The organism is uncultured Apibacter sp., from assembly GCF_946479295.1.
GTDB lineage: Bacteria > Bacteroidota > Bacteroidia > Flavobacteriales > Weeksellaceae > Apibacter.
The window spans coordinates 203639-229457 of record NZ_CAMLFD010000001.1 but is presented as its reverse complement, the minus strand read 5'-3'; the positions used below and the strand labels follow the sequence as shown (position 1 = coordinate 229457).

Annotated in this window: 18 protein-coding genes; 4 read left to right on the top strand and 14 right to left on the bottom strand. The window is 30.2% G+C overall.

The features are described 5' to 3' along the window. Positions 1–110 precede the first annotated feature (110 nt). Complete coding sequence (locus Q0T35_RS01130) at positions 111–764, bottom strand: DedA family protein (protein WP_293916691.1); 654 nt, start codon at positions 762–764, stop codon at positions 111–113. A 288-nt stretch (positions 765–1052) separates the two neighbouring features. Here Q0T35_RS01130 and Q0T35_RS01125 point away from each other — a divergent pair, with 288 nt between their 5' ends. Beyond that, a complete protein-coding gene (locus Q0T35_RS01125) occupies positions 1053–1469 on the top strand; it encodes an Hsp20/alpha crystallin family protein (protein WP_293916693.1) in 417 nt (138 codons plus the stop codon). 117 nt (positions 1470–1586) lie between these two features. Here the strand turns inward: Q0T35_RS01125 and Q0T35_RS01120 are convergent, their stop codons facing one another. The 3 genes from Q0T35_RS01120 to Q0T35_RS01110 all read right to left on the bottom strand — a co-directional run bounded on the left by Q0T35_RS01120 (position 1587) and on the right by Q0T35_RS01110 (position 4596). Beyond that, entirely contained in the window at positions 1587–2585 is a 999-nt protein-coding gene (locus Q0T35_RS01120) for a homocysteine S-methyltransferase family protein (RefSeq protein ID WP_293916695.1), read from the bottom strand. A 214-nt stretch (positions 2586–2799) separates the two neighbouring features. Further along, complete coding sequence (locus Q0T35_RS01115; RefSeq protein ID WP_293916698.1) at positions 2800–3315, bottom strand: YceI family protein; 516 nt, start codon at positions 3313–3315, stop codon at positions 2800–2802. Positions 3316–3603: 288 nt separating this feature from the next. Further along, complete coding sequence (locus Q0T35_RS01110; protein ID WP_295840537.1) at positions 3604–4596, bottom strand: AraC family transcriptional regulator; 993 nt, start codon at positions 4594–4596, stop codon at positions 3604–3606. Between the two features lie 244 nt (positions 4597–4840). Between Q0T35_RS01110 and Q0T35_RS01105 the strand changes: the two genes are divergently transcribed. Beyond that, positions 4841–5506 (top strand): class I SAM-dependent methyltransferase, encoded by a 666-nt coding sequence (locus Q0T35_RS01105; protein WP_295840535.1) that lies wholly within the window; start codon positions 4841–4843, stop codon positions 5504–5506. Between the two features lie 198 nt (positions 5507–5704). Beyond that, positions 5705–6430 (top strand): DUF6796 family protein, encoded by a 726-nt coding sequence (locus Q0T35_RS01100; RefSeq protein ID WP_295840531.1) that lies wholly within the window; start codon positions 5705–5707, stop codon positions 6428–6430. On the opposite strand, the gene dprA is transcribed toward Q0T35_RS01100, so the two are convergent. The 10 genes from dprA to Q0T35_RS01050 form a co-directional block, all read right to left on the bottom strand. Further along, the gene (gene dprA, locus Q0T35_RS01095; RefSeq protein WP_295840529.1) at positions 6417–7502 is read right to left on the bottom strand and encodes a DNA-processing protein DprA; all 1086 of its coding nucleotides are present in this window, start codon (positions 7500–7502) and stop codon (positions 6417–6419) included. The two genes, Q0T35_RS01100 and dprA, sit on opposite strands and share 14 nt — an antisense overlap. 167 nt (positions 7503–7669) lie before the next feature. Next, on the bottom strand, positions 7670–8650 hold the full coding sequence (dusB, locus tag Q0T35_RS01090) for a tRNA dihydrouridine synthase DusB (protein ID WP_295809983.1): 981 nt from the start codon (positions 8648–8650) through the stop codon (positions 7670–7672). 91 nt (positions 8651–8741) lie between these two features. Beyond that, positions 8742–10022 (bottom strand): TolC family protein, encoded by a 1281-nt coding sequence (locus Q0T35_RS01085; RefSeq protein ID WP_295840527.1) that lies wholly within the window; start codon positions 10020–10022, stop codon positions 8742–8744. Positions 10023–10040: 18 nt separating this feature from the next. Then, on the bottom strand, positions 10041–13130 hold the full coding sequence (locus Q0T35_RS01080) for a CusA/CzcA family heavy metal efflux RND transporter (RefSeq protein WP_295840524.1): 3090 nt from the start codon (positions 13128–13130) through the stop codon (positions 10041–10043). A 15-nt stretch (positions 13131–13145) separates the two neighbouring features. Further along, entirely contained in the window at positions 13146–14270 is a 1125-nt protein-coding gene (locus Q0T35_RS01075) for an efflux RND transporter periplasmic adaptor subunit (protein ID WP_295840523.1), read from the bottom strand. 113 nt (positions 14271–14383) lie between these two features. Next, complete coding sequence (locus Q0T35_RS01070; protein WP_295840520.1) at positions 14384–15754, bottom strand: HAMP domain-containing sensor histidine kinase; 1371 nt, start codon at positions 15752–15754, stop codon at positions 14384–14386. Then, positions 15751–16428, bottom strand: coding sequence for a response regulator transcription factor (locus Q0T35_RS01065; protein WP_295840518.1), 678 nt, complete (start codon positions 16426–16428; stop codon positions 15751–15753). The genes Q0T35_RS01070 and Q0T35_RS01065 overlap by 4 nt, the downstream gene beginning before the upstream one ends. Before the next feature lie 197 nt (positions 16429–16625). Further along, positions 16626–19289, bottom strand: a complete 2664-nt coding sequence (gene metH / locus Q0T35_RS01060) for a methionine synthase (protein ID WP_295840516.1) — start codon at positions 19287–19289, stop codon at positions 16626–16628. A gap of 463 nt (positions 19290–19752) precedes the next feature. Continuing rightward, complete coding sequence (locus tag Q0T35_RS01055) at positions 19753–19944, bottom strand: hypothetical protein (protein ID WP_295840514.1); 192 nt, start codon at positions 19942–19944, stop codon at positions 19753–19755. A 322-nt stretch (positions 19945–20266) separates the two neighbouring features. Continuing rightward, the gene (locus Q0T35_RS01050; protein WP_295840511.1) at positions 20267–23062 is read right to left on the bottom strand and encodes a hypothetical protein; all 2796 of its coding nucleotides are present in this window, start codon (positions 23060–23062) and stop codon (positions 20267–20269) included. Positions 23063–23276: 214 nt separating this feature from the next. Between Q0T35_RS01050 and Q0T35_RS01045 the strand changes: the two genes are divergently transcribed. After that, a complete protein-coding gene (locus Q0T35_RS01045; RefSeq protein ID WP_295840509.1) occupies positions 23277–25793 on the top strand; it encodes a sel1 repeat family protein in 2517 nt (838 codons plus the stop codon). The last annotated feature ends 26 nt before the right edge of the window (positions 25794–25819 follow it).

Here is a 25819-nt window from a genome sequence, read left to right as displayed (position 1 = left end):
AAGAGTTTTTGTAAATTTTTATTGTCAAATTATCCAATAATGGATAAAAAACAAACAAATATATTAAAATTTAATTTTAATTAAAAACTCTTAATTTAATATATATGAGTTTATTTATCCTTTTTGTTTACCAATTTGTTTCTTAAAATTTCAAAAATTCCAGGGAAAATGGAAACGATGATTATTAAGACCATTAAAAGAGGTAGGTTATTTTTTACCCATTCGATGTTACCAACAAAATATCCAAGGAATAAGAAAATAAATACCCATAAAATGCCTCCGATAATATTGTAGAAAATAAAATATTTATAGCTCATACGTCCCATTCCGGCAACAAAAGGGGCAAATGTTCTTACAATAGGAACAAACCTTGCAAGAATAATAGTTTTGCCTCCGTGTTTTTCATAAAATTTGTGAGTTTTTTGGAGATAACTTTGCTTAAATATCTTGGAATTAGGATTGCTAAAAAGCTTATGTCCAAAATATTTTCCAATTTCAAAATTAACCGTATCTCCGACAATAGCACCGACAACAAATAATAATGCTAATAAGTAAATGCTAAATTCATCACTAGCTGCAGCCAAAGCGCCCGCCGAAAATAATAATGAGTCTCCCGGCAAAAAAGGGGTAATCACCAAGCCGGTTTCGCAAAATATAATTAAGAAAAGAATCACATATACCCAATTGCCGTAATTGCGCATTAATTCGTTTAAGTGTATATTTATGTGAAGAATGAAATCAATTAAATAATGTAGGGTTTCCATGAATAATATTTGAACTAGAAATTAAAAAATAAATTAGATTGTAAATATACTAAAATCATAGAGGTATTATAAATGAAATAAAATATAATAATATTTTAATTAATATAATTATAACGACAAAATTACCTAATTTATTGTATAATCATTGATTTTAATGACAAAATGTCATTTTAAAAAATAATATATTAGATTTAAATCCTTGTCAATAAATTAATTATGGCTTTTTATATTTTTTGGTCTGTAATTTGAAAATCATTCATTATAAATCTTAAAAAATTAAAAAAAGTTATGGCAGATTTAATTAAAAGTAACAGCAAGAGTTTTGGAAACTTATTAGATGATTTTTTTTCTAATGCTCCGGCATGGAATAGAGCAGAATTAAAATTTCCTCCAGTAAATATTTCTGAAGATAAAGAAAATTTTGAGGTAGATTTATATGCTCCGGGATTAAAAAAAGATGATTTTAAAGTAAATCTAGAAAAAGGATTATTGACTATCAGCTATGATAAAAAAACTGAAACACACAATAAAAAGTCTCATAGGACAGAGTATTTCCAATCAAGTTTTAAGCGTAGTTTTACTTTAGATGACAGTAATATAGATGCAACTAAAATACATGCTTCCTATAAAGACGGAGTATTAAAATTGGTTTTACCCAAAAAAGAACAAACCGAAATTGCACCTAAACAAATTGAAGTAAAATAAATTTACATAGAGAATAATTTATCAATATTTATGTTAAGGAGTTAAAGATTTAATGCTTTAACTCCCTTTTTATATTTGTAATTGTTAAAAGTAAGATATTTTACAATTAAGAATATGTCAAATAAGTGATGGAATTTGTCTTGGAGTATAATTAGCAGCTAGTTCACTGAATAGTTTTATATGTGCAGGAGTAGTGCCACAACATCCGCCTAAAATATTAACCAATTGATTTTCTAAATATAATTTTACCTTGTCTGCCATCATTTGAGGAGTTTCATCATATCCACCTAAAGGGTTAGGTAATCCAGCGTTGGGATATGCACTGATGTAAAAAGGAGCATTCTTAGCCAATATTTCTAAATATTGTAATAATTGTTCAGCTCCCAATGCGCAATTTAATCCGATAGATAAGAGGGGTAAATGTGAGAGAGAAACAAGAAATGCTTCTGTGGTTTGTCCCGATAAGGTTCTTCCGGCAGCATCGGTTATAGTGCCTGAGGCCATCAAAGGGAGGTTTTTACCGGTTTCATCAAAAGCTTCTTCAATACCAAAAAATGCTGCTTTTGCATTCAAAGTATCAAAAATGGTTTCGACTAATAGTAGGTCAGCACCCGAATTAATTAATGAGGTTGCTTGTTCTTTATATATCTCGGCTAGATAATCAAAATCGACTTCACGATAGGCAGGATCATTAACATCTGGAGAGATAGAAGCTGTTTTTGAAGTTGGACCTATGGATCCTGCGATATATAAAGGCTTTTTACCATTTTTTTTCCAAAATTCATCTCGAGCCTCTTTTGCTACTTGAACCGAAGCATGATTGAGTTCTTGGACAAAATCTTGCATTTCATAATCAGCCATAGATATCCGATTTGAATTAAATGTATTTGTTTCAATGATGTCTGCTCCAGCCTCAAAATATTCCAAATGAATTTTTTTTATAATTTCAGGCTGAGTAATTGATAATAGATCATTATTTCCCTTCAAATCTCTATTCCAGCTAATAAACCTATTGCCTCTATAATCCTCTTCTTTCAATTTATATAATTGAATCATGGTGCCCATGGCGCCATCTAAAATAAGAATTTTCTCTTTAATAAGTTCTTCTATTTTCATTTTTACATTTACCTAAATACAAAAATACATAAAACATGATTAGTTTATGGTAGTTTAAAAATGTTTATAAACGATTGAAATATCAATTATATCTTTTTTTAGAATTTAAATGCTAACTGGATAAAATCTAATTATGATAAAGAAATATTGGATAATCATATTAGTAAGTAAAAACAGATTGATTCTATAAAATCAATCTGTTTCTAAAAAATGTTTATTGTGCTATAAATTCAAGATTTATAAGTAATCTGACTTCATTACTGACTACTAAGCCTCCGGCCTCTGTCACTTGACTCCAATTTAAACCGAAGTCTTTGCGATTCAGTTTTCCACTAAACTCAAATCCGGCGCGTCTATTATTCCATGGATCCTTGACAATCCCGCCAAAATCTGCATCCAACGTAATTTCTTTGCTAACTTCTTTTATGGTAAGAATACCTGTAATGGAATTATTCTTTATTCCCGAATCGCTTTTAAAAGTAATTTTAGGGTAATGTGAAGTATTAAAAAAAGCTTCAGATTTTAGATGAGAATCTCTATCACTAATCTTAGTATTTATAGAATCAGTATCGATAGAAAAATCAAATTTTGCATTCGTAAAATCATCATTTTCTGATTCTACGGATCCTTGAAACTTTGTAAATTCCCCAGTAACAGTTGAAATTACCATATGTTTAACTTTAAAGAAGATCTCAGAATGTGCGGGATCTGTTGTCCATTTTGTTTTCATTATTTATCTATTTTATATTTTTCTGTTGATAAGTTGCAGTTTGGTAATTATAGTTGATAAGGTTTTAATGACCTTTTTCTAAATTCATTTCAAAAAACATTCCTTATCACTAGATTATTCCAGATATTAATAATGAAGTGTTAATTTTTATTTTGAGATTTTTTATACTGTTCGATTTAGGTTTAAAATATTTTATTGTCAATCTAAAAGAAAGGTAGCATACTTTAACTAAATAAGATATTTTATGAACTTAAAATAATACTATTTTATTTCAAATATTATAGTTGATTAAAAATATCGTGTATTATTTTTTAACTGACTGGGAGAAATTCCGAACTTTCTTTTAAATGCGGAGGCAAAATGTCTTTGATTTTTATATCCGATTAAATCAGATATTTCTTTAATATTCATATCTTGCTTTATTAACATTGATTTTGCTTGTTCCATTTTTACGTCATTCCAAAAACTAAATACAGTAGTTCCAAATAATTGTTTAAAATTTTTTTTTAACATAAATTCGTTAGTACCTACTTGATGGGCTAATTCAACAAGTGAAATATTTTTGTTGAGGTTTTTTATAATTATCTCTTTAACGGCATAGATTTTTTCAATGTCTTTTTTCTTTATAGAAGGAACATGGTTTTCGTGCGAAGAGATTTGTTCCAACTGCAATAGTAGAAGTTCAATAATTTTGGATTCCAAAAACATTTTTTTATAAACTCCTTTTCTTTCACAATCAATGATATCTTGAATGAGTTGATACATTTGAGGTTTGATGAAAAAATTATGTACACTAAAAGTTCCTGACTTTCCTTCGTCTATTGAAGTTTTGAAATTAGCGAATAATTCTTCCTCGGGAACAAAACGTTCAAAAATTTCACGGTTAAAATTTATTTCGCATAGTTGAAAATCATTGCTTTCCCATTGTATTTTTCCGCTAATATGGTTTGTATATATTAAGTTATGTTGATTAGCCTCAAAACCCACATTAAAGGTCAATTTATCGGAAAAAGTAGTACTTTTACCTTTTAGTAAGAAAAACATATGAATCGATTCTTCATCGTTATCAAAGCAAAAAAGTGTTTTTTCTGCTAAAGTTCCAGTGCCGTATACAACTTGTATTCCATTAATAAATATTTTTTTAAAGAAACCTTTACCTATTAGTGGATTGATAAAGAAAATGACTTGATGTGTAACTTTATCTGAATTAGTTGGTGTATTGAAAATTTCATTTTCAATAAAAAATTCAATCCCTTTGTCATTATATAATCTAAAAGCCATTGTTGTAAGTTTATTGTAATTATCCCTTTTACGGATAATTTACTCCGTTTTACATCCCTACTCTGTTGAGTATGTTTATATATTTACAAAAATAAAAATTATTTAGGATCATTCTTAATTATTAATAGTCTTATATGTATAAATAAAACAAAATAATAGATTTTGTTATAGCTCAAAAAAGGATTTATTTTCAATTAATTAAGAATATATATAAACAAATTGTAAAAAATAAACTATAACTATAATGAAAATAGAATTAAAATATGAAGAATTAGCTGATCAGCTTCGTTGTCCACATGGAGAAAAAGGGTTAGAGACGGGCGAAAATATGTTTAAGTCTAATAAGTCCATGATTTATAATACTATTGATTCACTAAATCTTAAGTCAGGAAGTTATATTTTAGAGATTGGATTTGGAAATGGAAAACATTTAGACTATTTGTTTAAAAAAGAAAATAATATTTATTATTATGGTGTAGATATTTCCCAAACTATGGTTAATGAAGCTATTACTTATAATTCATTAAAACATACACAAAATAGGGTATCATTTTCAATTATTGACGGACAATCTCAATACGATTTTCAAGATAATTATTTTAATGTATGTTTATCTCTGAACACGATCTATTTTATCGAAAACCCTATTGATTTTTTCAAAGAGATTCATCGAGTGATAAAGCCTGATGGTAATCTTTTCTTAACTTTTATTGATAAGGAATTTGCTGAAAAGATACCATTTCTAAAAAAAGGTTTTACATTTTATAAAAAAGATACCATTGATTCATTTGGTAAAAAAGCAGGATTTTATGATATAAAATTTAAAGATTATAATGATGAGGTAATAAGTGAAGATGGACAAAAGGTAATTCGACCTTATTTTATATGCTCAATGCGTAAACAAATTTAAATAACAAAAATAATTAAGATTCTTTTAATTATTTTCTTATAAAGATAAATAATATAAAAATAGAAAATTGTAAAATTAATTTAAGCCCCAACGCTCATTTTAATGAATAACATAATATATAATCAATTATTTAAATACTAATTGAAAATTTTTCGCAAATTAACTCAAAAATTATACGTTTAACTTTAATTTAAACATATGACTTATTCAACTAAAGTTAAATTATGTTTTATTTCCGCAATTATAGCATCTATATGCTGGGTTATGGGGGATATTCTTATTGCAGGTTTTACGGTAGATCCAAACGATTATCCGTTATTTACTAAAGATTACGTAGGCAAGGTGGATCCAGAATTTTCCATACTTATGTTACAAGGATCAACTGAAAGATTGATGTCTGGAGCTTTAATAGCAGCAATGACAGCTTCATTATTTTTACCGGCAATTTGGTTAGCCATTCAATATTGTAAAGATAAAAATACATGGTATTTTTATTTAACCTATTTTGTACTCATCTTAAGTGTAATGTTAATGCCTTTAGGACATGCCGTTTTCTTTTTTGTAGGAGAAATTTATAAGTCAATTTATCATACAGATGTAGTTGCACATACTTATTTATTGAAAACTGCATCTGGGTTTATGAAAATATTTTATATAGCTTGGAAGCCTGCCATTATAGTTTTGTTTATTGGCTGGATATTGTATTCTCTTATGGTTTTCTTTAAAAAAACTATTTTACCGAGATGGGCGGGTTTGATAACTCCGGTATTCATTACTTTATATCAAAAACCTTTGATCTCATTATTACCGACATCGGATTTAAAGAGTTGGCTAGAGGCCGCTACTTTTAATATATCTTATCTGATATTTTTTATTTTATTATTGATTTTATTTAAAAATAAATTAAATATTAAATCAAATTAAAATATTTACCCGGGAATGTTTCAATAATATTTTTAAGTTCAAGATTTAATAATATCGGCATGAGTTGAAAGGTTGGTAAATTCAGCTCCAATGATAAAGTATCAATTTGAGTTTTACCTTTATCTTTTAGATAAGAAATAACACGTAATTCTTGATCCGTAAAATCAAAACATAACTCTTGTTGCAAATTCTGTAAATTATCTTCTCCATACAAAGATAATACGTCTTCTGGCCGAGTTATGATTTGCGCTTCAAGATTTCGAATAAGCTGATTGCATCCTTGACTATTTATATCTGTTATTTTTCCCGGTAATGCAAATATTTCCCTATTATAAGAATTTGCGAATTTAACAGTGGAAATAGCGCCTCCTCCATATCCCGATTCAATTATTACCGTAGCAGAAGAGAGCCCTGCGATAATTCGGTTTCGTTGTATAAAATTAGCCCTTTCAGGCTTTGTATTGGGTAAAAACTCAGTAAGAATTCCGCCATTTTCTGTTATTTTTCTGGCTAATTCTTTATGTTGAGGAGGATAAATAATTGAAAGCCCATGAGCTAAAACTCCCAACGTTGGAAGTTTTAGTTCATAAGCTATTTTATGAGCACAACCATCAATACCTAAAGCCAATCCACTGATGATATTAATCTTTTTATTTTGAAAAGATTCTACTAATCTCTTTGTAAAATTTTCACCATAAGAGGTCATCTTTCGTGTCCCCACAATGCTTATTGCCGGTAAATTCCAATTTATATTTCCTTTGTAATATAATAGAACAGGAGCATCAGAGCATTCTTTTAAAAGTATTGGATATGTTTCGTCCCATAAATGAGTAATACAAATATTATTCTTTAGACAATATTCAACGTTCTTATGGGCAGCATCTAAAATGGAATTATTCCCAATATGCTGGATTGTTTTTTGTCCTATATGATATATTGAAAGCAATTCATCTGTTGAAGCAAACCATGTTTTTTGCGCGCTTCCAAAATAAGAAATTAGTTTTTTTATAGCAGCATCCCCAATTAATGGGCACATTCGTAAAGCAATAAGGTAAATAATTTCATGATTCATAAATAGATCGCTTTATAATAGATTGGATAAAGATAAAAAATTCAGTATAAATACTGTAAATTACTATACCTATAATTTAAACTAAATAGAAAAAAGTGTCTATCAAGAAATTCTTTATTACTAAATTACTTATAGAGTTTCTTATTTAAATAATTTATATAAGAAAATTATTCATTCTCATTTTCAAGAAGATCTGTAAAAACTTGTTCTAATTCACATAAGCTAATGGCAGAAAGTAATTTCGTTTTGTAAGATTTAAAATTAGGAATTTCGCGAAAATAATTGGAATAATGTTGTCGCATTTCGAGTAGACCGGTACGTTCTCCTTTCCACTCAACTGACCAAATCGCATGATTTTTAGCAGCTTCAATTCTCTGTTCTAAAGTAGGAGGGGGTAACTCTTCTCCAGTCTTTAGAAAGTGTTTGATTTGACTGAATATCCAAGGATTTCCGATGGAGGCTCTACCAATCATTATACCGTCAACATCATAAGTTTCTTTATATTCTTTTGCTTTCCTTGCGGAATTGATATCTCCGTTTCCGAATATAGGGATTTTAATTCTCGGATTATTTTTAACACGCGCAATGTATGACCAATCAGAATGCCCTTTATACATCTGAGAACGCGTACGAGCGTGAATCGTAAGTGCTTGTATACCTTCGTCTTGTAATCGTTCTGCAACTTCGTCGATGTTAATAGAAGATTCGTCCCATCCTAATCGGGTTTTAACCGTTACGGGAAGATGGGTGTTTCGTACCACAGCTCTTGTCAAACGAACCATTAAATCGATATCTTTAAGGACTCCAGCACCAGCGCCCTTACAGGCAACCTTTTTTACCGGACAGCCGAAATTTATGTCAACCAAATCTGGTTGTACCGTTTCAACAATTTTTGAAGATAAGGACATAGCATCTTCATCCCCCCCGAATATTTGTATTCCGATAGGTCGTTCGTAGTCGAAAATATCAAGTTTTTTCTTACTTTTTATCGCATCACGAATAAGACCTTCTGAAGAAATAAATTCAGAATACATGAGATCGGCTCCATGCATTTTACACAGTCGACGAAAAGGTGGATCGCTCACATCTTCCATTGGGGCCAATAAAAAGGGGAAGTCGGGTAATTCTATATTTCCTATTTTAACCAAAAATCAAAAATTTTTACAAAGATATATTCTACAAATTAAATTACCTAAGGTCCGTATAAAATCCAATTTCGATGATGTGTTTCTTTACCAATTAAAAGGATATATCCCAAATCCCTACACTACGTTCCAATTTTACCAGTGCAGAACAATAACTATATAAAGTTTGATAATAATTTTCTTGAACGTCGTTATAAGTTCTTTGTGCATCCAATACCTCAAGAAGAGAAGTATTTCCTCGTTTATAAGAATAGATTTTCCCTTCAAGAATAGCTTTAGAATTAGAGAGCATTCCATTGGAAAATTGTTGCATTTGCTTTTTAGTATTTATATAATTTTGATATGCCTGAGTGACCTCAGTTTCTATCTGAAGTTCTATTTGTTTATATTCTACTTCTGCTTTTTGGATAGAATATTGTGCCGTTTGTACTTCTCCTTTCCGATTATTTAAGAAACGTAGGGGGATGGATACTCCAGCTGTAATCCCTGTATGATATGGTGAAGGAGCTTCTTCATTGGTGGCTTTCCCATTAAATTGTAAGCCGGCATTAATTCCGAGATCCATCACTCGATTGGCTTTAGCTAATTGTAACATTTTTTGAGAAACATTTTTCGTTTGTAGGGCGGCCTGTAAATCAGCACGATTATTTTGCGCAGTTGTAATTAAATCCGCTAATACAAAATCTCGGTTGAAATTGGAAAAAGTACTATAGGCAGTATATAAGGTGTCTTTTTGCTTTTTCCCCATAATTAAACTTAAGGAAGTCAAAGAGTTTTTCCATTCCGATTCTGCCTTGTAAACCTCATTAAGCATGAATTGAGCTTCTAATTTACTTTGTTTGGAATCTGTTAATGTTATATCTCCTAATTTATAACGGATACTATCGGAGGCTGCTAGGTTAGATAAAGTTTTGTAGGAATTCAGCTGTACATCCAATATATTTTTATTGAGAATACATTCAAGAAATTGTAAGGAAGCATCATAATATAAATTCCTTAAAAAATCCTGAAGCAAATATTTATTTAAGTTGACTTGACTTTTTGCTAGATCAATTCGAGCTTTTCGTTTTCCTCCCAACTCAACAGTCCAATTTAGACCGGTTTCCAAATTGTTTCCCATGTGTTTTTGATTGGTGGAACCCTCCGTGGTCCATTCCACATCCGGAATAATCTTAGCATTTTCCACTTCTGCCTCTGCAAGATTTACTGTAAATTTTTCAGCAGCATATTCAAGATTATTTTCTTTAACTTGTTTTATAAAATCGGTATAACTTAACTGTTTTTTTGCAAAACTTGTATCTACCTGAGCTTGTAAAGTCGATGTGATAAACAGAAAGCTTATAATTATTTTAAAAATATTGTAGACTGGTTTCATTTGTTTAAATTATTTTTTTTAAGAGTCTTCTGCTGAATCTTTACCCCATTTGGTTTCTATAATGTAATATAAAGCAGGTAAGGCAAATAGTGTTATAACAGTTGAAAATAAAAGACCATATACGATTACTGTAGCCAATGGTCTTTGTACATCAGAACCAATACCTGTAGCTAAAGAAGCCGGCAGTAACCCTAAAATTGCTACAGTAGCAGTCATTAATACAGGCCTGAAGCGGTCTTTTGCTCCCATTATTACGGCATTAAAAAGTGAAAAACCTTGTTTTCGTAAAAAATTAATATGAGATATCATAATCACTCCATTTTGTATTGCTACGCCCGATAAAGCAATAAATCCTACGGCGGAAGAAACATTTAAAGTCATGTTTCTAATATTTAACGCTAGCATTCCACCAAATAAAGCTAAAGGGACAATGCTCATAAGTAATCCGGCTTGTCTAAAATTTCCGAAGGCGCTATACAATAAAATAAACATAATTCCCAGAGATAAAGGAATGATAAATGCTAAGCGCGCATAAGCTCTATTCTGGTTTTCAAATTGTCCTCCCCACTTAATTTGATATTTTTCATGATTGTATTTCACATTTTTTTCAATTTTATTTTGTGCTTCTACCAAAAATTTTCCTAAATCTCGATCCCTTAAATTAAGCTTTACCGTTAAATGTCTTTTATTCATTTCCCTAGTAATTGTGCTTTCTCCTGTACTTAACTTTATATCACAGACTTGAGAAAGTGGTATTTTGGCGCCCGTATCGGAGGTAAGCATTAGGTTTGATATTTTGTCAGGAGTATTTCTACTGTTTTCATCATAACGGCATATAATATCGTAAACTTTATTGCCTATAAATATTTGCGAAATGGCTTTACCTCCAATGGCAACTTCAATTAGTTCAGCCACATCGGCAATATTAAGTCCATATTGCGCAATTTTATCCCTATTGGCAACGATTTGAAGTTGAGGTAAAGGAGGTTCTTGATCGATAGCTAAATCTACCGCGCCTTTTACGTTTTTTAAAGTTTTTAACACATCTTCAGCAATTCTTCTGGTTTCGCTAAAATCGTCTCCATATATTTTAACAACTAGTTCACTATGGGCACCGGATATTTTATCCATCACTCCATCAATCATGGGTTGAGAGAATCCAACGGTAAAACCGGGAAGTTTTTCATATTCTTTTTCCAACTCAGCAATAAGATCGTATTTGGTTTTCCCTCTTTTCCATTCTTTGTAAGGTTTTAATCCGATAGAAACTTCAAAATGGGAAGCAGTCCATGGATCTGTTCCGTCATCATTTCTTCCTGCTTGAACTGTGATATAGGTAACTTCATCATATTTCATAGTTCGCGCCCGTAAAGTATCACTAAGTTCTTTTGATTTTTCCACTGAAATTCCTGGAGGAAGCTGTACTTGAAGCCATATAGAACCTTCATCTAATGGGGGAAGAAAATCTTTTCCTACATATAAAGCTAATAAAAACGTAATTCCTAATAGAATTCCTAAAGGAAGAAATATTTTTTTCGGCGTTCTCATGATCCTTTTAATGCCTGCAAAATATTTTTCGGTCAATTTTTCTAACCATTTATTGTGATAAAGCTTTTGAGGTCTTTTGTAAATAAAATAAGCTAATCCAGGTATAAGCAATAAGGCGACAAGTAAGGCCCCGAAAAGTGCATAGCTGACGGTGAAAGCCATAGGAGTAAACAATTTTTTTTCTACTCTTTCAAAAGCAAATAGTGGCAAATAGGCAGTAATAATGATAATTGTTGAGAATAAAATAGGTTTTGCCACTTCAGATGCTCTTTGTGCTATTGTTTTTTCCTGAAGTTCTTTATCTGGTTCCTCTTCACGTTTGCGAAGAATGGTTTCCATCATTACAATAGCTCCGTCTACAATTATTCCGAAATCTATAGCCCCTAGAGATAATAAATTGGCAGGAATATGCGTAAAATACATGAGAATAAACGCGATAAGGAGTGAAAGAGGGATGGTAACGGCCACTAATAATGCTCCTCTCCAACTTCCTAGAAAAATGATCAAAACAATGATGACAAGAGACATTCCCTCAAAGAGAGTATGAGATACGGTATGTAAGGTTGTATTGACTAATTCGGTTCTGTCTAAGAACGGATGTATGGTTACTCCTTCAGGTAATAATTGGGTGTTTAAATCATGTACGGCGTCATGAATTCCTTCTAAAACCTTCGATGGATTTTGTCCTTTCAATAGGAGTACAATTCCTTCAATACTTTCAGAGTAATTTCTTTTTTTATCAGTGTATCCTAAAATTCCTTTTCGTTCAATATTGCCGTATTTGAGTTTTCCTATGTCATTCAATAAAATGGAAACTCCATTTTCTGATTTTACCACTATTTTACCAATATCGTCTAAGTTTTTAACCAAACCGATTCCTCTAATTACGTATCCTAAATCTCCATGGGGTAAAATACTTCCACCTGCATTAACATTATTATTTTCAATTGTTTTAATAACATCTCCTAAAGAGAGTTTATATTGATCTAACTTTTTTGGTTCCAGTTCAATTTGAAATTGGGTTGTTATTCCTCCAAAATTTGTAACATCTGCCACGCCGGCCACTTGCTTAATTCTTGGTATGATAACGAAGTTTTGTAAATCGGTCAATTCGCGAAGATCGTGCGTTTTGCTTTCAATGATGTATCGATAGATTTCTCCAATCGGTGAAGTAAGGGGATCTAATTCCGGACTTGCTTGATAGGGAAGTTCTACTCCGTTTAGCCGTTCTTGAATTCGCATTCTAGCCCAATAATCATCTACACCGTCTTCGAACACTATGGTTATAATTGATAGACCGAACGTGCTTTTACTTCGCATGACATGCATTCCCGGAAGTCCATTAAGCGCACGTTCCACAGGAATGGTTATTTGTTGTTCTATTTCCTCAGCCGCCAATCCCGGTACTTGGGTTACTACTTGTGAGGTTACATCGGCAATATCTGGATATGCTTCAATAGAGAGATGCTTCCAAGAATAATATCCAAATATAGCCAGCATGACGAAAAGGGCTATGAGCACCCAACGTTTATGTATAGTTGTTTGAATAAGTTTATTCATAGTATTTCTTTTGATTTATTGGGCCTCTAGTAAATAAATTCCTCCTTCGGTAACTACATTTTCACCGGCATTAATACCGTTTTTAATTTCGGTTTTATCCTTTGATATGTCTTTGGTTTGGACTTTTTTCTTTACGAATTTATTTTTATCAATTTGAACAAAAACAAATTGATCATCGTTAACCTGATATATAGCCTTGGTAGGTACGGTAAGGGTTTCTTCCGGTTCATTTTTGAAATGTACGTTAACATACATTCCGGGTTTTAAGATTTTGTCTGAATTGTCGCATTCCACCAATACCTCTACGCTACGAGTGTCCTCATCAACCATTTCATTTACATGGAATATTTTACCGGTTAGGTTTTTAGTTGGAAAAGCATCCGCTTGTATAGTAACTTCTCTTAATTTATTAATAAAACCCAAATCTTTTTCTTTTATTTGACCTGCAATCCATACTTTATTTAATTCGGCAATCGTTGCAATAGGCTCTGCCTCTTCTTTTATATATTGGCCGATAACTATGTTACTTGTAATAATTTCTCCTTTGATAGGGGAGCTAACAACCAGTGGTTGACCTAATTTTAAATTGCTTGGATTTATATTGAAAACTTTTAATGCTGCAGATGCATTTTCAAGTGCTGATTTTTTAGTTTCATAATCAGTTTTCGCCTCTTCCACTACTCGTTGTATTCCTACTCCGTGTTGTAATAAATCTTTTTGTCTTTTTAAATTTAAATTAGATAAGGAATATTCTTGTTGAGCTTCGAAATAATCTTTCTGTGCGTTGAAATATTCGGGAGAGCTAATGGCAAAAAGGGGAGAACCTATATTCACTTTTTGTCCTAGTTTCACGAATGATTGAGTAATTCTTCCGGCAAAGGGAGGAACTATTTCGGCATAACCGGTAGGTATCGCCCTTACAATTCCAACTGTGGATAGATCGGGGCTTAGCCATTCTTTATTTACGGGCTCTACCTTTAAGTGATTTTTTATGTTAGAATTATCCGTTAAAATAATGGTATTTCCACGTACGATATATTCAGGTTTTTCTTCTTCCGTATTTTGTTTGTGGCATGAATAAGTTATCAAACACACTCCTAAAATTAGTAAGCATATGCTTCGAATTTTTATAATTTTCATATTCTCCACCTTTTTCAGATTGTAAACTTTTTGTTTGCAAAAGTAAGGTAACTTATTGTTAATGAGTATTAAAAAATCTTTAAAAAAAAATTAGAATTTTATTAGAGAAGTCACTACTGTAAGTGGGTGAATTGTATTATGAAAGTAGTTCCTTTATGTAATTGACTGGTTAGTTGTAGAGTTCCGGAATGTAGTTGAATAATTTTTTCAGTTAAGGAAAGACCTATACCATTACCATTGGTAAAGCCTCTGTTTTTCCCTCTGTAAAAAGGTACGAAAATATGGGGTATGTCTTCTTCAGATATACCTATCCCATGATCGGAAAATTTAAGTTGAATTGTTGAGTTATTGAAAGAAATGGATATGTTGCATTGGTGGTCTTCAGAAAACTTGCAAGCATTTTCCATCAAATTTATAAAGGCTATTTTTAGCAAATATTCATTTCCATTGATTATGATCTGATTCTCATGTATTTGGTCATTTTCAAAGGATAATTTTGTATGGTAGTTTGTGTTGGCTTGTTGTACTTGACCGCATGCATCGATAAGGATTTCATCAATTCGTATAGATTTGAAAGTAATTTCAGATGGGTCATAACTTGCTTTGGCTAAATCAAGAAGATTATTAGATAATTTTGTGATTTTTTGTGCGTCAGATAAGATATTTTTAATAACGATACGGTATTCTTCCGATGTTTTTTGTTTATTTAAAGATAATTCAAGTTCTGCAATTATTGCTGCCATAGGCGTACGCAATTCATGGGAAATATTAGAAACAAAATGTTTTTGAGCTTCAAATGAGTCTTCCAAACGATTGAGCATTTTATTAAATGTTGCTGACAATTCCGAAATTTCATCTATTTGAGGAGAAGTTTTTAATCTTACATTTAATTTGCGTGCCGATATTTTATTCATTTTTTCCGTTAAATTTTTAATTGGCTCAAGCGTTTTTTTGGAAAAATAATATCCGACAATGAATATAATAAGAATAGAAAGAATAAAAATAATACATGTATTTTTTAATAAGGATTTTAACTCATTATATCCATATAGATCGTAAGCGGCTGCCGTAATTATATACTTGTTATTTTCATAAGAATAGACTAGTCCGATTACTTGCCAATCACCTTGATGAAACTGTATTTCTCCTTGGTTATAGATTTTATCAATCATTTCAGGAGTTTCTTTTACAAAGTCTATATCTACGGCATCATGGTAGAGTAGTTTAAAATTTTTGTTATATATAGCGACTTCTACTTCTTGAATTGTTTGATAATTATTATGATAGATTTGTTGAAGGGTTTGAGCTGGTACTTTTGCTTTGAAATAAAGATTTGCTTTTGTGACTGCTTCTTTTTTTAATAAGGAATAAAATTCCTTATCTCTGTTTTGCTTGGCTGAATAATATATTATAGAAGCGAATATAAATAATAAACTTGCCGTAATAAGTGAAAATAGAAGGGTTATTTTAGTACGGATTTTCATTGTTCGGATTTTAGAATGAAACCCATTCCTGATCTTGTATGAATAAGTTTGTTGTTGAAATCTTTATCCACCTTTTTTCTTAGATAGTTTATGTAAACGTCTATAAAGTTTGTTCCTGTATCAAAATGAGTATTCCACACTTTTTCGGCAATTTCTGTTCTGGAAATAATTCTTCCTTGATTTTGCAATAGAAATTCGAGCAATTTAAATTCTTTTAGGGTAAGGTTTATTTCTTTATTGTTTCTTTTGACGATTTTTGTTTGTAAATTCATTTCCAAATCGCAAAATTTCAAAACGAGATCCGCTTTATTTTTCAAAGATCTTTTTAAAAGCGCTTTGATTCTTGCTATTAATTCTCTCATTTCAAAAGGTTTTACCAGATAATCATCAGCTCCGGCATCAAAACCTTCAATTTTATCGTCCATAGTCCCCAAAGCCGTTAACATAATAATGGGTAGCTCGGGTTTTATCGTTTTTATATCTTTACATAGCTCAATTCCATTTATATTCGGTATTATAATATCGGTAATCAGCAAATCAAATTCTTTGCTAGCAAGTAATTTTTTCCCCGATAAGCCGTCATAGGCTAAAGTAAGAGTAAAACCTTGCTCAGTTAGCCCCTTTTTAATTAGTTCCGAAACTCTTAAATCGTCTTCAACTAAAAGAATATTCATATATACAAAGGTATTGTTTCTTTTTTAGATAAATTACGATTTGTTATACTATACCATAGCAATAATAAATCAAGACATGGTTGTCAATATTTATTTTATATGCTGTTATTTTGTCTTCGACAAAAAATAATTTATGATAAATGCTTTTAATGTAAAGCCTAATTAATTACTATAGCTTACTTTTAAATGTTCTTAAATTAAGCTAAATTAGGTTGAAGCCAATATTGAGCATCTTCTAATTTTATTTCTTTGCGTTTTGCGTAATCCTCTACTTGTTCTTGAGTAATTTTACCTAAACCGAAATATTTAGATTGCGGATTGGCGAAATAATATCCTGAAATGGATGAAGCAGGGAACATAGCGAGACTTTCTGTTAATTGTACACCTATGGTATTATTGACGTCAAGCAATTCCCAGATTGTTAATTTTTCTAAATGATCAGGACAGGCTGGATATCCGGGAGCCGGACGTATACCTTGATATTTTTCTTTAAAAAGTAATTTATTATCCAGGGCTTCATCGGGTGCATACCCCCAAATTTCTTTACGAACTTTTAAATGTAAATATTCGGCAAAAGCTTCTACAAATCTGTCAGAAACAGCTTTTATCATGATAGAGGAATAATCGTCATTAATGGCTTCGTATTGTTTTGCTAAAGCTTCTGCTCCAAATATCGTTACGACGAAACAACCTATATAATCATGTGTCTTTTCCTCATTTATGGGTAATATAAAGTCAGATAAGGCTAAATTTGGAGATCCATCTGACTTTTTTGTTTGTTGTCGTAAAGTTCTGAATGTATTAATTTTAATATTTTCATTTGAATATATCTCAATATCGTCTTGCGTATTGGAATTTGCTTTGAATAAACCCAATACGGCTTTGGGTTGTAGTAATTCTTCATGAATTACTTTTTCGATCATTTTCAAGGCATCATTATATAAGCTGGTGGCTTCTTTGCCTATGGTTTTATCTGAGAATATATCCGGATATTTTCCGGTAAGTTGCCAAGTTCTGAAAAATGGTTGCCAATCGATGTAATCTTTTAACTCTTCCAGTTTTATAGATTCAATTACTTGTATTCCAAGTTCGTTAGGTCTATAAGGAATATATTGGCTCCAATTAATGTTAAATTTATTAGAACGAGCTTGTTCCAAGGTTAAGTATTCTTTTTCCGAACTTCTATTAATATAGCCTTCTCTGAGATAGGTATATTCTTCGAAAATATTTTGCTTAAAATCTTCACTTTGAGATGATAACAGTGATGACGCAACGGTGACTGATTTGGATGCGTCTAAAACATGTATAACGGTATGACTGTATTTAGGGGCAATTTTTAAAGCAGTATGTATTTTAGAGGTGGTAGCTCCGCCAATCATAATAGGGATAGAAAGTTTTCTTCTTTCCATTTCTTCTACTACACTGATCATTTCATCTAACGAAGGGGTAATTAAACCGCTAAGTCCGATTAGATCTACATTTTCTTTAATTGCGGTTTCAATAATTTTTTCTTTGGGAACCATAACCCCTAAGTCAATGATTTCATAATTATTACAGGCGAGCACTACACCAACTATATTTTTACCAATATCGTGTACATCTCCTTTTACAGTAGCCATAAGAATACGTCCATTAGATTGGGAATCTCCATTCTTTTCAGCTTCAATATAAGGTTGCAAGTAGGCTACGGCTTTTTTCATCACTCTTGCTGTTTTAACAACTTGTGGAAGGAACATTTTCCCTGCACCAAATAATTCTCCAACAGTATTCATTCCATCCATTAAAGGCCCCTCAATAACATCGAGAGGTTTATTTGCTTGCAAGCGTGCCTCTTCAACGTCTTTTTCTATATACTCTGCGATTCCTTTGATTAAAGCAAATTCCAATCTTTTTTCAACACTCCAGGTTCTCCATTCTTCTATTTTATGCTCTTTCTCTTCTTTTTGTTGTACGACGGTTTCGGCATATTCTATCAATCTTTCTGTAGCGTCTTCATCTTTGTCAAATAATACGTCTTCAATTCTCCGTAGTAATTCCGGTTCTATTTCTTGATAAATAGCTAATTGTGTAGGGTTTACAATTCCCATATCGAGTCCGTATGTAATGGCATGGAAAAGAAAAGCCGCATTAATAGATTCACGTACTTTATTATTTCCTCTAAATGAAAAAGAAACATTGCTTACTCCTCCGGAAACGAAACATCCCGGAAGATTTTCTTTTACCCATTGAGTGCCTTCAAAAAAATCAAGAGCATTTTTTCGGTGTTCTTTCATTCCCGTTCCAACTGGAAATATGTTAAGATCGAAAATAATATCTGATGGGTTAAAACCTAACTGATAAACCAGTATATCATAGGAACGACGGGAAATTATTTTCCGTTTTTCCAAATTATCTGCTTGTCCATCTTCATCAAAAGCCATTACAATAATGGCTGCTCCGTACCGCTTAATAATTTTAGCTTTTTTTATGAATTCTTCTTCTCCTTCTTTTAGGCTTATGGAATTAACAATTCCTTTTCCTTGAATATTTTTTAAACCGGCTTCAATAACTTCCCAATTGGAGGAATCAATGACGATAGGTACTCGCGCTATATCAGGTTCGGAAGCTATTAGACGCAAAAAGGTTGTCATCGCTTTTACACCATCAATTAGGCCTTCATCCATGCATACATCAATAATTTGAGCTCCTCCTTCCACTTGATCTCGTGCTATGGATAGCGCTTCATCATATCTTTCATTTTTTATAAGATTTAAAAATTTACGCGATCCGGTCACATTTGTCCTTTCGCCTATATTTATAAAATTGCTTCCAGGATATGCAGAGAAAACTTCTAAGCCTGATAATTTCAATGTATTTCCCATGGGGTTATTCAAAAGAATAACAAAGTTACAATTTTTGTATTCATTTTTATTGAATATTTGAAACTATTATGAATACTGTATTTTTGATTCAAAAAAATTTTAGAAATAAAAATAATTAAGTGTGTATTTCTTGTATTTACAAATTTATTGTTAACTTAAATATATTCTAGATAAGGCTGATAGAGAGCTTGCAGTTTCAATTTTTTTAAATTCTGAGCATGAAAGGGGGAAATCTACTCAGGTAAATTATCTTAAAAATATAGGTAAAACAATGACGTGAAAATTATTCATCTTTTAATAAAGAAATTGAAAAACAAATTAAAGAGGGAGGACTTTTATTTATAATTCTCGTTTTGCCAGATTTATAATAAATTGAAAAAAGTAACCCCAACTTTCCCCAAAATTTACACTTTTTAATCTTCTAAAAAATTCCGAATTTTGTATTTTTAAGGTTCTGGGGGGGCTACAGTATAGGTGGATTAATTATTTCCATATATTTTTCATAAGTTCTAGGAATATCTTTCCATCTATCAATATAATACCAATATTCTCTATCTATAGTTTTCCTTCTGATATTAATAATGTTGGCGGAACAAATTGTTATATCATAAGCAGGATTACTTAATTCGTAATTTACTAATAAATCATTATCCATAAAATTACAATGAGTTAAAGTTTTAGCATAAAAGCGGAATTCAGCCTTGTAATGAAATAAAGATTACAACTAAGTTTATGTCTATGAAATAATTATCTAAAAAAGATTGATTAGATTATTGTTTGTCTCTACACAAATTACAAAGAAGAAGTGTAAATTGCCTTTTGTGCTGCTTTATGAAATAAAATTAGTATGTATTTGGTCTATAATTATTTATATTATATACTGGTATAGATAGCCTATGAATAAAAGCTGTTGTATGCAAATGATTCAATTAACTAAGGAAGAATACAGAATATTGTATATTGAAAATATGGAAAAATTAAAAAATGGATAAAGTCTCTTTTAGTCCTTTAAGGGTTAATTTCCATATAAAATTAAAAAATGATTTATCTTTAGCTCTTTCTACTTTTTTGATTTCCGATATTTTTAAAGAATCTTTTGAATTTTTTTTAATTGCTAAATTAGCTAGTGAAGACATCATTTTTTTTTCTTTTTTTCCGTTTTTTTTATAAAAAGCTATTTTTAAATTTTTGTAATCCATACCAAAAGATCCATATCCGTACGTATTGTCTCCGTAATAATTAAAGGATACTTTTTTAATATATCCTTTAAAAGATATATTTAAGTAAGGCTTGATAAAATTGTCAATTTGTTCGGCGGCCAAACCTACTATACTTCCTTTTACAATAAAATTATCATTTTTATTTAAAGTGTTAAATTTCCATATGGCTGTTAATTTGCCGGAATTCATGAATTTACTTTTAAAATTAATAGTAACATCGGGTAAATATGAAAATTTATATCCGCCGATTATATTTTTAACTTTTGCATTGATATCAGTAAAAAATATTTTTCCGGTTTTTTTATTAAGAGATTCTTCTTCATAAGTTAAAGAAGAATTTAAAAAATTAACCTCTTTTAAATTTAATTTGAACTTTAATTTTCTTAATTTTTCACTTAGAAAAGATTTATAAGTTGGAATATACAACTTTTTGGGAAGGTCAAATTGGTGTATGGTAACATCCATTTTTTCAAATGAAACAAGAGGGGCAGCAAATTCAATATTATGATTTGTAAGTTTGAAATTTAATTTTGGAATATTAACTTTTGGAATGTTTATAGTGTACGCATCAATACCTCTTTTTTTCATCAAATCCAACTGCTCCTTTTTAGGTTTTATTTTTATATTAGTTGCATACAGTGAGGAGTTTGTTAGCATGAGATAATTTGTATGTATGGTATGATTTCCCATATCATGAAAAATGTTTTTTCCAGTTAAATTAAATTTAGAAAAAGAAAAAGGTAAATCTAAAGGATTTTCATTAGATGAATCTTCTAAAGTTATGGTATAGAGTTGTAATTTAAGGTCTTTTATAGAGGTGATAAGTTCACCATTAGCGGCATTGTATTGGTTTAAGGAAGATTTATTAATTGAAAATTTATCAATATGAATGTCCGTGTTTAAATCGTAATTATTTAAATGAATTTTTTTGGAATTTAATTTAACTGAAGGGTTTCGGTAAATAGATGCATTCATTTCATTGATAACAATGAAAGGGGCCTGTAAATTAAATTTATTATCAGTAATATTCCAATTTACTATAGGAATTTTTAAGTAATCAACATATATTTTAAAAAGATCTTTACTGTCGTTTGATCCGGAAAATACTGGGGTAGTTATAGTAGGAATGATATGAATTTTACTGGCAAGAAATTCATTATCTTTCAAAAGCATTTTTCCTATTTTAAACGTATGATATTTTATACCTGAATACACAATATCATCGGCCTCTAATTTATAATCAGAATAAGAAAAAGGGATGTATTTTTTAGTATTAGTAAATATCGTATTTATATTGATATCATTGATGGAATAATTCATATTACCCATCTCTAATATAGGTTTTTTATTTTCGTTTACATATTGTATATGTGTGTTAGCAATAGTAAAATTTTTTATTTCAAGGATATCGTCGAATAAATAAGTAAAATTGTTACGATTATTGTGAGTATATTCAGTGTTATTCTGTTGATATATAATTAATGAATTGTTATATAATTTAAGACTTTCCAGAGTTATTTTATCATTTATTTTATTAACGATTTTTTGAATAATTATATTTATATTATTACTGGTTATGTGATTATTAAAATTTAATTTTGAGTTAAGTATTTGAATAGTATCTATATTTAAATTAAAGGGAATAATACGATCTATATGTGCTGTAATATTTTTAGTAGGTTTATTTAATGATTTTTCTTTAATTACAATACTGGTTGAATCAACTTCAATTTTGGAAGTTTTAAGGAAGAAAAAATCGTCCTTGTCGTATCCCCAATCCAAGTTTTTTATTTTTGCTGTAGGAATATTTATATTTAGTAAACTTTTTTGATAATATTTTTCATTTTTAAATTGTTCTTCTGTTATATCCGGATGCAATATTATTTTATCGGTTTGTATATATCCATCTTCAAATTTCAATTTTTTTAATTGGAGATGATGAATTTCATTAAGTTGATAAAAAACATCCGAAACTTCTAATTTTATCTTATTGTAAGTAATAGGGATTCTTTTTTCTTTATTAGCGATGTCCCATAAAACTCCTGAAAGAGAAAGATTTAGATTTGTTAAAGAAGCTTTTTTAATACCGTCTGATGTATTATAGAGAGCTAAATTCCCTTTATTAATTACAAATTTTTCAATTTGAATAGAATTGCCAAGATTATATTTAACTGAATCATTTTTGTGATTAAAAGAATCAATGTTTTGTTTAATTAAGATATTCGGATAATCTATCTCAATAAGATTGGCGGCAAGATCTTTAAAAATAATAAAACGTAGAAATTTAACTCCATGAATAGTTATTTTGTTTACATTAATTGTATAGATACCCTTTTTTTTACTTTTAGGAGAAATATTTATATTACTAATAATCATTTGCCTCTCAAAAAGAGAATAAGATACATCAGCATAATTGAAGTTATAAGGCGTATCATTTCTTTTTGAAATAAAATTCGGAAGACTGTTTTTTATCCAATCATTAATTCCAAAGTTTAAAAGAGAACCTAAAATAAAGATAAAAATCAACCAAAATGAAATTTTTTTCCACTTCATGCAAATTGATTATTTTTTATCAAATGTATATAAAAATAAAATAAAAACATGAGAGAACGAAATATAAATTTTTGGAATATGTTTAATTCTGTAATTTAAGTAGGTTTGAAGAGTTTGTAATTTTTGAATAATCTAAAAATATAAATTTATTTTATATATAAATTTTATAATTTTATGGCTTAAAATTTATAGCTTAAAAAAATTAATAATTAATATGTTGAAATCAAATTTAGAAAACCATTATCAAGAATTATTTAAACAATTAAATAATCAGCCGATAGAAGAAGAAGTCATTGAATTGTTAAAAGAAAAAAAAATTTATAATAAAGATAACTGGTTAAAGGGTTTGATTTTGTGTGAGTTAGCTCTTGATTCTAATTCTGTTAACGAAGAAATAAAGAAGTTATATCTATCTTTATACGATGATAATAGTAATCAACATTTTTCTACAAATTTATCTGATATTGACTACAGATTTTGGTTTGAAAAAGTAGAAGAAGTAAATGATAAATTTTTAAAACAACAATTTTTAAGAGCATATCATAAAAGAGGATATATAATAAACACTGCTCGTAGGCCCTATAGAAGTAATGAAAAAGCAAAAGAATATATTCTGCAAGGAATAAAATTAGGAGATCCTGCTTGTATGGCTACTCATGGATATAATCTATATTTTGCAATGAGGGGTGAAAAAGAAGATAAAGAACAAGGATTGCATTTATTACATAAGTCTAAAGAATTGGGTTATACAAAAGCAGACAATTTATTGCTTAATGTAACTTTTTATACAGAACAAGATAATGCTAAAATTCTTTCCGATATAGAAGAATTTAATAATTCCAGAGAAGTAGAATCCGAAAGAGCCTATCATTTACTAGGAGAATTCTATTTATACAAAGAAGAAAATTTAGAAAAGGCAAAAGAAATACTAGAAGAAGGAATAAAAAATAATTGCGCCATTAGTAAATATTTGCTGGGCATAAATATAATTAATGAAAGAATTAAAGGTTATCAAACATCCGAAGGAATTGAATTCTTAGAAAAAGCATATGAAGATGGAGTGATTTATGCAGCAAATTGGTTGGCACGTTATTACAATTATTCCCCAGATGAAAATAAATCAATTCAAAAATCCATACATTGGCATGAAAAAGCTAATTTGTATTATTTCGATGATTCTACATTTCAATTAGCATTAATATACTTATATGAAGATTCAGTTAAAGATTTTGAAAAAGGGAATTTTTATTTAGATTTAGCAATAAAGGAAGGTAATGCCTCCGCCATGTCGGAAAAAGCCTATCAATTGTTAAATCAAGAAGTGCCGAATATAGAAGAAGCCAGAAACTTATTAGACAAATCTATAGAATTAGGAGATTCGTTTGCCCCTTATATTTTAGGACAAATGTATGAAAACGGAGTGCTTGAACCGGATTATTATGAGGCTTTTAAATGGTATCAATTGGCTGCTGAAAGAAATTCAATTTATGGAATAGAATTAGTAGGACATTATTATAGGGTAGGAGTAACTAAAACTGAAGAAGCAGACCCAGCTAAAGCAATAGAATATTTTAATAAAGCTATAGAAATGGGGTCGAACTATGCAAAGATGGAATTAGCCATCTGTTATGAAGAGGGAATAGGAGTTGAAAAAGACATTCAAAAAGCTTATGAATTGTATAATTCAGCTGCAGAAAACGGATATTCACATGCTTATAATAAAATAGGCTATTATGAAGAAGATGGGCTACTGGGTGAAAAAAACTATACGAAAGCATTTCAAGCCTATCAAAAATCTGCTGAATCTGGAAATTTAGAAGGCATTTACAATCTTGGAAGAGCCTACAAATATGGAATTGGAGTTCCTGAAAACCCCGAATTTGCTTTAGATAACTTTAAAAAAGCTACCGAACATAATTACGGAGATGCATGTATTGAATTAGCCTTATCTTATGAAGGCGAATATGGTGGTTTAGAATTTGATGCGGAAAAAATCATGGATTATATGTTGAAAGCTGCTGAACAAGGCTATTCCTTTGCGCAATATAAAATGGGATATTATTACTATTATGGTTTAGTTGAGAAAAATTTTGAAAAAGCATTAGAATGGCTTAATAAGTCTTACGAAAGAGGATATCCATATGCAGCGTTACTGTTAGGAGACTATTATCTTTATAATGATGCAGGATTGGAAAATCCTCAAGATGATAAAGCCTTTGAATATTATAAAAATGCCGAAGAAAAAGGATTGGTTTCCGAAGGATTGGGAGTTTGTTATGAGTACGGAGTAGGAACAGAGGAAAATCTTAAAGAAGCTTTTAAGTATTATACCTTAGGGGCTGAAGCAGGATTTACTAGTGCCAAATATAGATTAGGAATTTCTTATAAATTTGGAATTGGAACGGATGAGAATCAGGTTGAGGCTTTTACATGGCTTTCAAAAGCAGCGGAAGAAGGTAATTTATATGCAGAATTTTATACCGCTATGATGTTATTGGATGGAGAAGGTACCAATCAAGATTTGGAGCAGGGAATTATCCGATTAACCAAGACCGCTGAGTCCGAATATGCAGAAGCACAATTTGAATTAGGAAATTGTTATCTAATGGGAAAAGGAGTTGCCGAAGATGAAACAAAAGCAATGATGTGGTATCAGAAGGCATCAGATAATGGTCATGAAAAAGCCTCTAAGATAGTAGGAAAAAGAAAAAGAAGATGGAAGTTATTTTAAATTGATAGATTCATAGTTTTACAAAA